The 3,905-nt window shown below is 63.0% G+C and carries 5 protein-coding genes; 1 reads left to right on the forward strand and 4 read right to left on the reverse strand.

Annotated features, from left to right (window positions below):
• A partial coding sequence (nusA, locus tag EN932_RS30975) for a transcription termination factor NusA (RefSeq protein WP_128369331.1) occupies positions 1–1,093 on the reverse strand: 1,093 nt, incomplete at its 3' end.
• A 49-nt stretch (positions 1,094–1,142) separates the two neighbouring features.
• A complete protein-coding gene (gene rimP, locus EN932_RS30980) occupies positions 1,143–1,787 on the reverse strand; it encodes a ribosome maturation factor RimP (protein ID WP_013527897.1) in 645 nt (214 codons plus the stop codon).
• Positions 1,788–2,085: 298 nt separating this feature from the next.
• Here rimP and EN932_RS30985 point away from each other — a divergent pair, with 298 nt between their 5' ends.
• Complete coding sequence (locus tag EN932_RS30985) at positions 2,086–2,259, forward strand: hypothetical protein (protein WP_127369389.1); 174 nt, start codon at positions 2,086–2,088, stop codon at positions 2,257–2,259.
• Between the two features lie 60 nt (positions 2,260–2,319).
• Here EN932_RS30985 and EN932_RS30990 read toward each other — a convergent pair whose 3' ends face one another.
• A complete protein-coding gene (locus EN932_RS30990) occupies positions 2,320–3,021 on the reverse strand; it encodes a tRNA (guanosine(46)-N(7))-methyltransferase TrmB (RefSeq protein WP_128369332.1) in 702 nt (233 codons plus the stop codon).
• Positions 3,022–3,044: 23 nt separating this feature from the next.
• A partial coding sequence (gene metK, locus EN932_RS30995) for a methionine adenosyltransferase (protein WP_127307764.1) occupies positions 3,045–3,905 on the reverse strand: 861 nt, incomplete at its 5' end.

Raw genomic sequence — 3,905 nt, forward strand, 5'->3', positions numbered from 1 at the left:
CCATGAACAGCGACGAACGCTCGACGAATTCCTTCTGGCGGCGTTCGGATTCTTCGGCTTCGGTCAGGATGTCGATATCCCAACCGGTCAGCTGCGAAGCCAGACGCACATTCTGGCCGCGGCGACCGATGGCCAGCGACAGCTGGTCGTCGGGAACCACGACTTCGATGCGTTCGGCATCCTCGTCGAGCACGACCTTGGCGACTTCCGCCGGCTGCAGCGCATTGACGATGAAGGACGCCGCAGAAGGCGACCACGGAATGATGTCGATCTTCTCACCCTGCAATTCGCCGACGACGGCCTGGACGCGGCTGCCGCGCATGCCGACGCAGGCGCCGACCGGATCGATCGAAGAGTCCCGCGAGATGACGGCGATCTTGGCGCGCGAACCTGGGTCGCGGGCGACCGACTTGATCTCGATGATGCCGTCATAGATTTCCGGCACTTCCATGGTGAACAGCTTGGCCATGAACTGCGGATGGGTGCGCGACAGGAAGATCTGCGGGCCGCGCTGCTCGCGGCGCACATCGTAGACATAGGCGCGGACGCGGTCGCCATATTTGTAGTTCTCGCGCGGGATCAGCTCATCGCGACGGATGATCGCTTCGCCGCGGCCGAGATCGACGATGACATTGCCGTATTCGACGCGCTTGACGGTACCGTTGACGATCTCGCCGATGCGGTCCTTGTACTCGTCATACTGGCGGTCGCGTTCGGCCTCGCGGACCTTCTGGACGATGACCTGCTTGGCCGACTGGGCGGCGATGCGGCCGAAATCCATGGGCGGCAGCTGTTCGGCGATGAAGTCGCCGAGCTGGGCGTCGGGATTGCGCTCGCGAGCCGAGGAAATGGCGATCTGCGTGGCATAGTCATCGACCTTCTCGACCACTTCCATCAGCCGCTGCAGCTTCATCTCACCGGTGTTCGGGTTGATGTCGGCGCGGATGTTGGTCTCCTGACCGTAACGCGAGCGCGCCGCCTTCTGGATCGCATCGGCCATGGCGGCGATGACGATCGACTTGTCGATCGACTTTTCACGCGCGACCGCGTCGGCGATCTGCAGCAATTCAAGTCTGTTGGCGCTTACAACCATCGTTTTTCTCCCGAGCTTGTTTGCCGGACCTTTGCGCCCGGCAGCTCAATCATAGTTCCTGTTCGTGTTCTTCCGTGGCGTCCGCTTCCGCACCCGACTCGTCGTCGTCCGGTTCGCCGCGGCGCTTCTTGGCTTCCTTGCGCGCCCTGTTGTCCTTCGACAGGGCATCGCGGATGAGATCGTCGGTCAGGATCAGGCGCACATCGGCAATCGCGTCATAGGGGACGCGCACCGTCGGCTCCTCGCCATAGGCTGCCTTGTCGCGCTCGATCAGCACATCGTCTTCGCCGGCTTCGGCGATCTTGCCCTTGAAGCGCTTGCGGTCGGCGACGACGATCGATGTTTCCATCTTCACCAGATGACCCGTCCAGGTCGTGAAATCCGATTTGCGGACCAGCGGCCGGTCGATGCCGGGCGACGAGACTTCAAGATGGTAGGCCTTTTCGATCGGATCATCGACATCGAGCGCCGGCGACACCGCGCGGCTGACCTCTTCGCAATCCTCGACGGTCATGGTGCCGTCCTCGCGTTCGGCCATGATCTGCAGCGTCAGCCCGTTCTGGCCCGACAGATGCACCCGCACGAGGCGGAAGCCGATGCCGCGCAGAACCGGCTGGACGATCAGCGCGATGCGCGCATCGATGCCGCTTTCGCGGATGATGCGATCGTCGCCCTCGCTTGCCGTTGCAGTCATTGAAGCCCTGTCGTTCTCTACCAAGTTATCGGCAGGTAATAAAAAAGAGCGGGACCGGGTGGACCCACTCTTCGTCATACCGACCAAGAATTTGAGGCTGATATAGACGATCGCGGCCTGTGTTTCAAGCCCGCTATGCTGGTCGGGCAACGCTGCCATCGAGGTGGCCCCGCCAGCGTTGCATGGAGCGCATGGCGCCCATGCGGCGGCCCCCATGGGATCGGCGCTGAAACGCACCTACTTACCCTGCGCTGCACAAAGGTGGCCGTGCGTCACACGTGCGCGAAAGGACATGATCATGAGCAATCGCAAGATATTTTCTGCAATAGGCGACTTCTTCACCGTATTCGGCAGCGCCGTGGCCGCTTCACGGGCCGTGGAAGCCGGTCGCAGGCCGCGCGCCGACGACCTGCGCAACCTCGGCGTCGAGCCTGCCGCCTTCGATCGCATCGGCCGCCGCTTCCAGCTTTGACGCAATTCCGGACGGAAAACCGTTTCACACTTTTCCTGGAATTGCTCTAAGACCGCGAGCTTATTTCCGAATGAAGGTAAGATAGGCGGGCCGCCGGCCCTCACGAATGGCCTTGGCCTCGTAACGGGTGCCCGGCCAACCATCATAGGGCCGGTGCCAGTCCGCCGCCTCGCAAGCCTGCCATGCGAACGCGCCATGCGCGCGGCAATGCAGCAAGGTCCAGTTGACATAAGTGTCGATGTCGGAGGCGAAGCGGAATTTTGAACCAGGCTTCAGCACGCGCGCGAACCGCTCGAGATTGACCGGGCTTACGAAACGTCGCTTCCAGTGTTTCTTCTTCGGCCAGGGGTCGGGATAGAGCAGATCGAGGCCGCCGAGCGAGGCCTGCGGCAGCCAGTCGAGCAGCCTTGTGGCGTCGTCGTCATAAACCCGCAGATTGGCGAGCGGTTTCTCGTTCACCGCCATCATCATCTTGGCCATGCCGTTGACGAAGGGCTCGACGCCGATAAAGCCGATCGAAGGCGCCTCGGTCGCGCGGTGCAGGAGATGTTCGCCACCGCCGAAGCCAATCTCGAGGCGAACCGCGCTGACATCGGTTTGAAACAGAGTTTGCAGATCGGCCGGCGGCTCGGCCGCCAGATCGAGCCGATATACACCGAAGCCGCTTTCCAGCGCGGCCGCCTGTTGCGGACGCATGGTCTTGCCGCGCCGGCGACCGAAAAAGGCTTCGGTCGCGCGGCTTGGTCTGTCCTTCGGATCCATGGCGGGACTTCGCGGCGCCGCTGTCAGGCGGCGACCGCGTCCTTGAGCGCCTTGGCGAGATCGGTCTTTTCCCAGGAGAAAGACCCATCACGGCCGGCCTTGCGGCCGAAATGGCCGTAGGACGACGTCTTGGCGTAGATCGGTTTGTTGAGATCGAGGTGACGGCGGATGCCCGACGGCGACAGATCCATCACCGTGCGCAGCGCGTCCTCGAGCTTTGCCTCGTCGACCTTGCCGGTACCATGCAAGTCGACATAGACCGACAGCGGCTGGGCGACGCCGATGGCGTAGGAAAGCTGGATGGTGCAGCGGTCGGCGAGTTTCGCCGCCACCACGTTCTTGGCCAGGTAGCGCGCCGCATAGGCTGCCGAACGGTCCACCTTGGTGGTGTCCTTGCCGGAGAAGGCGCCGCCGCCATGGGGTGCGGCACCACCGTAGGTGTCGACGATGATCTTGCGGCCGGTCAGGCCGGCGTCGCCGTCCGGCCCGCCGATGACGAACTTGCCGGTCGGATTGATGTACCACATGCAATCGTCGGCGATCTTGAGGTCGCCCAGCGCCTCGCGGATATAGGGTTCGACGACCTTGCGGACCTTCTTTGAATCCCAGCTCGCATCGAGATGCTGCGTGGACAGCACGATCTGCGTCGCCTCGGCGGCCTTGCCATCAACATAGCGAACGGTGACCTGGCTCTTGGCATCCGGCCCGAGCCTGCCGGCTTCACCGCTGCCTTCGTGACGGGCAGCAGCCAGCAGTTCGAGGATCTTGTGGCTGTAGTAGATCGGCGCCGGCATCAAATCCGGCGTCTCGCGGCAGGCATAACCGAACATGATGCCCTGGTCGCCGGCACCCTCTTCGCCCTGACGGTCGGCAGCGTTGTCGAC

Origin of the sequence: Mesorhizobium sp. M7A.F.Ca.US.002.01.1.1 (assembly GCF_004022955.1) — a bacterium.
GTDB lineage: Bacteria > Pseudomonadota > Alphaproteobacteria > Rhizobiales > Rhizobiaceae > Mesorhizobium > Mesorhizobium ciceri.

Coding starts and splice junctions, on each gene's coding strand:
- EN932_RS30990 (WP_128369332.1), bottom strand. CDS start 3,021: ATGGATCCGAAGGACAGACCAAGCCGCGCGACCGAAGCCTTTTTCGGT.
- rimP (WP_013527897.1), bottom strand. CDS start 1,787: ATGACTGCAACGGCAAGCGAGGGCGACGATCGCATCATCCGCGAAAGC.
- EN932_RS30985 (WP_127369389.1), top strand. CDS start 2,086: ATGAGCAATCGCAAGATATTTTCTGCAATAGGCGACTTCTTCACCGTA.